Here is a 1,383-nt window from a genome sequence, read left to right as displayed (position 1 = left end):
TGCGGACATTATTGTCGCGATTCCGCATTCAGGGGTTTCAACCGATCCATATAAACTAGGTGCGGAGAACTCGGTGTACTATTTAACGCAAGTGAAAGGCATTGATGCCATTGCGTTTGGTCACTCTCACGCGGTCTTCCCAGGCAAAGGATTTGAGAATCTACAAGGCGTAGACAACAACAAAGGCACCATCAACGGTGTCACTGCCGTCATGCCTGGCCGTTGGGCTAGCCACGTGGGAGTCATGGATCTGGTCATCGAGCAAAAAGACGGCCAATGGCAAGTAGTGGAAGGACAATCTGAAGCTCGACCAATTTTCGACAAAGCGACTAAGAAATCGCTTGCAGAAGCAGACCAAGGCATCATTAGAGCACTCGAAGACGATCACAAAGGCACTCGCGAATTCGTTAACCAACCAATTGGTAAAGCGAATGACGTGATGTACAGCTTCTTGGCTTTGGTGCAAGACGACCCAACAATCCAAATCGTTAACCTTGCACAAAAAGACTACGTTGAACGTTTCATTCAAGGCGATCCAGACCTTGCTGACATTCCAGTTTTGAGCGCGGCAGCGCCGTTTAAAGTGGGCGGACGTAAAGATGATCCGAACGGCTTCACTGAGGTTGAATCTGGCCAACTGACTTTCCGCAACGCCGCCGACTTGTACCTATACCCAAATACGCTCGTCGCAATGAAGGTGAAAGGCAAAGAAGTACATGAATGGCTAGAGTGCAGCGCGGGCCAATTCAAGCATATTGATGTCAATACGACTCAGCCACAATCGTTAATTGATTGGGATAACTTCCGTACGTACAACTTTGACGTGATTGATGGTGTGGAATACCAAATCGACATCACTCAACCACCGAAGTACGACGCGAGTTGTAAAGTCATTAATCCGGACTCCCAGCGTATCGTGAATCTGACTTTCAATGGCAAACCAGTTGATCCGAAACAAGATTTCATCATCGCGACTAACAATTACCGCGCGTACAGCAATTCCTTCCCTGGCACTGGTCCGAACTTCATTGCATTTGACTCTCCAGACGAAAACCGTTCTGTGGTTGCTGCGTACATTTCTCGCGTCAGTGAGGAAAAAGGCGAAGTCACGCCAAGCGCTGACAATAACTGGTCGTTCGCACCAATTAAGTCAGACAAAAAACTGGATATTCGCTTTGAAACCTCACCGAGCGAAAAAGCTTCGAAGTTTATCCAAGACAAAGGCCAATACCCGATGAAACGCGTCGCAACTGACGAAGTGGGCTTTGCGATTTATCAGATCGATTTAAAGAAATAAGCGACTCCATGCTCAAACTAGCGGCTCCTCAGTGAGCCGCTTTTTGTTGCTGCGTAAAGCAGTTAAGATAGTTCAAATGCGCTAAC

General features: G+C 47.6%; 1 protein-coding gene. It reads left to right on the top strand.

Features of this window, described 5'->3' with window-relative positions; translation table 11 throughout:
* Nucleotides 1–1,297, top strand: a 1,297-nt coding sequence (locus R7E42_RS24260; protein WP_318073127.1) for a bifunctional 2',3'-cyclic-nucleotide 2'-phosphodiesterase/3'-nucleotidase, incomplete at its 5' end; no start/stop codon positions are given.
* Between the last annotated feature and the right edge of the window lie 86 nt (nucleotides 1,298–1,383).

Origin of the sequence: Vibrio sp. Vb1337, from assembly GCF_033338715.1 — a bacterium.
Taxonomy (GTDB): Bacteria; Pseudomonadota; Gammaproteobacteria; order Enterobacterales; family Vibrionaceae; genus Vibrio; species Vibrio alginolyticus.
The sequence above is the reverse complement of the archived record's forward strand: the minus strand, read 5'-3'. Positions and strand labels throughout refer to the sequence as shown.